Annotated in this window: 3 protein-coding genes; all 3 read left to right on the top strand. The window is 64.4% G+C overall.

Going from position 1 to position 3832, the window contains the following annotated elements:
* Positions 1-523, top strand: a 523-nt coding sequence (locus EN914_RS27700) for a MurR/RpiR family transcriptional regulator (RefSeq protein WP_164778959.1), incomplete at its 5' end; no start/stop codon positions are given.
* 194 nt (positions 524-717) lie between these two features.
* Positions 718-1878, top strand: a complete 1161-nt coding sequence (locus EN914_RS27695) for an efflux RND transporter periplasmic adaptor subunit (RefSeq protein ID WP_024502762.1) — start codon at positions 718-720, stop codon at positions 1876-1878.
* The coding region (locus EN914_RS27690; RefSeq protein WP_164778958.1) for an efflux RND transporter permease subunit at positions 1875-3832 on the top strand (1958 nt) is incomplete at its 3' end. The genes EN914_RS27695 and EN914_RS27690, both read left to right, overlap by 4 nt.

Below are 3832 nucleotides of genomic sequence, written 5' to 3'. Positions count from 1 at the left end.
GGAAGCGACGCTCGACAATATGCGCGAGACATTCAGGCACCTGTCCGACAAGCAGCTTGCCGATATCGCCGCCCGGCTGGCGGACCGGCGCGGCAAGACCTTCCTGATCGGCGGCCGCTTCACCGATCCGCTGGCGCGCTACATGGCCGCCCACCTCGCCATCATCCAGCCGGATGTCTTTCACCTCGCCGGGCAGGAAAGCATGTGGCGTGACCGGCTGATCGACATGGGCAAGCGCGACGTGCTGGTCATCTTCGACATCAGGCGCTACCAGGACAGCCTCCTCCGCTTCGCCGAGAAGGCGCATCAGCGTGGCGTGCAGATCGTGCTGTTCACCGACCAGTGGCTGTCGCCGATCGCCCGCCTTGCTCGCCATGTCATCGCCGGACGAACTGCGGTGCCGTCGGCATGGGATTCATCGGCGGCCCTTTTCGTCGTCGCCGAAACGCTGATCGTTGCCGTCACCAGGCAACTGGAAGCAGAAGGCGCCAAACGCATTCGCGAGATGGAAAGTCTGCGTTAGTGCATATGCGATGATCCGAAGCGTTACGCATATTTTCTCAAACGTTACATATATTTAATGTGCGCAGCACCCGGAGAATTGTCATAAAGACGCGATATCGAGACGGCTTCTTTGCCTTACAATAGCCTCGCTGCGTCTGCTTCATTTCCGGGAAACCGGTAGACGGAAGGATTGTTTTACCAACCGGAGTGCTGATGGCCGCCTGGAAACAGATACTTTTTGCACTCATGGTGCTGGTGGTGGCGGCAGCCGCCTGGCTGCGCTTTTATCCCGGCGCACCGGACGTGCTGGCACGTTGGGGCATCGACTGGGCTTACGCGGCAACGCCCCCGGCTGAAACCGGTGCCGCCAACGCGAGGCAGGCAAACGGCCGCAACGGCAATCAGCGGGTGAACGTGGTCGCCTTGGCGGCCACTTCGGCTGTTATCAACGACCGCCTACAGGCGATCGGCACCGGCCGTGCCAACGCCTCGGTGACCGTCAATCCTTACAGCTCCGGCCGCCTCGCCGAACTGCTGGTCGAGTCCGGCAGCCATGTCGAAAAGGGACAGATCCTCGCCACCCTCGATTCCGAGACCGAAGTGATCTCTCAGGACCGTGCCAAGCTCGCCTTGCAGGACGCTCAGTCCAAGCTCGACCGCGTCAAGTCGCTGCGTGCCTCCAATGCCGCGACCCCGGTAGCCGTGGCTGACGCCGAGGTGGTGCTGGCGGGCGCCAAGCTGGCGCTTCAGGACACGGAACTTGCACTGCAGCGCCGGTCGATCCTGGCGCCGATCGCCGGCACCGTCGGCATCCTGCCGATCTCGGCCGGCAATTACGTCACCAACCAGTCGGCTATCGCCACGCTCGACGACCGGTCCTCGATCCTGGTCGATTTCCTGGTGCCCGAGCGCTTCGCCGCCGCCGTCAAGGTCGGTGCGCAATTGACGGCGACGCCGATCGCCAATCCCAGCAACGCCTATAGCGGCACCGTTTCGGCCATCGACAACCACATCGATGAAAAGAGCCGCACCCTGCTGGTCAAGGCCAAGATCGCCAACCCGGCCGATTCGCTGCGCGCCGGCATGTCGTTCGGCATCACCATGAAATTTCCGGGGCAAACCTATCCGGCCGTCAGCCCGCTGGCGATCCTGTGGGGGTCGGACGGCGCCTATGTCTGGCAGATCGAGGATGGCAAGGCCAGGCGGGTCCCGGTGCGCATCATCCAGCGCAACACCGAGACCGTGCTGATCGACGCCGAGATCGACAATGGCGACATGGTGGTCACAGAAGGCACCCAGAGCGTCAGCGAGGGCGGCGCGGTTCGCCTTGCCGGCGAAGAGCAGCGCGCCGCGGACGCCGCCGCAGGCTCATGACCGGAACCATCAACACCGCCAGCGAGACCGGCTTCACCGCCCTGTTCATCCGCAGGCCGGTCATGGCCTTCGTGCTCAACACACTGATTGCGGTCGCCGGCCTGGCCGCTTTCTACGGCGTCGAGATCCGCGAACTGCCTGATGTCGACCGCGCGGTCGTCACTGTTTCCACCACCTTCGAGGGCGCGGCGGCCGAGACCGTCGACCGCGAACTGACCGACACGATCGAGGGCGCCGTCGCCCGCGTCTCAGGCGTCAAGTCGATCTCGTCGTCTTCCTCGTTCGGCTCGAGCCGCGTCACCATCGAGTTCAACGACGGCGTCGATCTGAATGTCGCCGCCTCGGACGTGCGTGATGCTGTCGGCCGCGTCGCCAATCAGATGCCCGACGCCGCCGATCCGCCGCGCATCGTCAAGGCCGACGCCAATTCCGACGCGGTGATGCGACTGGCGGTGACCTCGGACAACATGTCGATCCAGGACATGACCGTGGTGGTCCAGGACCAGATCGAGGACGAGCTTGCCGCCGTGCCCGGCGTTGCCGACGTCCAGGTCTATGGCGACCGCGACAAGATCTTTCGCATCGATGTCGACCAGAACAAGCTGGCCAGCCTCGGCTTCACGGTTGCCGATCTCAGGGCCGCCCTTGCCTCGGTCGCTTTCGATTCCCCTGCCGGTTCGATCACCACGACCAACCAGGACCTGATCGTCCGCACGACTGCCGACGTGACCACGCCGGAAGAGTTCGAAAACATCATTGTCGGCGGCACGACGCGCATCCGCGACGTCGCCACCGTCACGCTCGGTCCCGACGTCGGCCAGACCACGCTGCGCTCGGACGGCAAGACCGGCATCGGCATCGGCATCATCCGCCAGGCGGAATCGAACACGCTGGACATCTCGACCGGTGTCCAGGCCGCCGTCGCCAAGCTGCAGGAAAACCTGCCCAAGGGCATGTCGATCAAGATCACCAGCGACGACGCCGTCTTCGTCAAGGGCGCGGTGCACGAGGTCGAGATCGCACTCGGCCTGTCCGTGACTATGGTGCTGATCGTCATCTATGTGTTTCTCCTCGACTGGCGCGCGACGCTGATCCCCGGCCTGTCGATGCCGGTCGCCATGATCGGCACCATCGCTGCCATCTATCTGGCCGGCTTCTCGGTCAACATCCTGACCCTGCTCGCTCTGGTGCTGGCGACGGGACTGGTCGTCGACGACGCCATCGTCGTGCTCGAAAACATCGTGCGACGACGCAATGAAGGCATGGGGCCCCGCGCCGCCGCCGTGCTTGGCGCGCAGGAAGTGTTTTTCGCCGTCATTGCCACCACCTTGACGCTGGTCGCCGTCTTCGTGCCGATTTCGTTCCTGCCCGGCCAGACCGGCGGCCTGTTCCGCGAATTCGGCTTCGTGCTTGCCATGTCGGTGCTATTGTCCTGCGTTGTGGCGCTGACGCTGTGCCCGATGCTCGCCTCGCGCATGCTGACCAGCGCATCGCTCCACCACGAAGGGGGCCATGGCATCGGCGCCCGCATCGGCGGCGCGCTCAGTACGGCCTACAAGCGCGGCCTACACGCCTGCCTCGACGCGCCATGGATCGTGCTTCTGGTCGCGGTGCTGTTTGCCGGCACCGCCTTCACGCTGTTCGGCACCATCCGCCAGGAGCTGACGCCGACCGAGGACCGCGCCGCCGTGCTTCTGCGCATCAGCGCCCCGCAAGGCGTCAGCCTCGACTATACGACGCAGCAGATGCAGAAGATCGAGAGACTGATCCAGCCGATGCGCGATTCCGGCGAGATCCGCTCGACCTTCGAGAATGCCGGCCAGAACGGCTCCTACAATTCCGGCTTCATGGTGATGACGTTGGCGCCGTGGAACGAGCGCAGCCGCAGCCAGCAGGAGATCATGGCCGAGATCAGCCAGTTGACCAGGCAGGTGCCGAGCGTGCGCATCTTCCC

Source organism: Mesorhizobium sp. M7A.F.Ca.CA.001.08.2.1 (assembly GCF_003998455.1).
Taxonomy (GTDB): Bacteria; Pseudomonadota; Alphaproteobacteria; order Rhizobiales; family Rhizobiaceae; genus Mesorhizobium; species Mesorhizobium ciceri.
Note: the sequence above shows the minus strand (reverse complement) of the source record. Positions and strands in the feature narration are given on the sequence as shown.

Coding starts and splice junctions, on each gene's coding strand:
- EN914_RS27695 (WP_024502762.1), top strand. CDS start 718: ATGGCCGCCTGGAAACAGATACTTTTTGCACTCATGGTGCTGGTGGTG.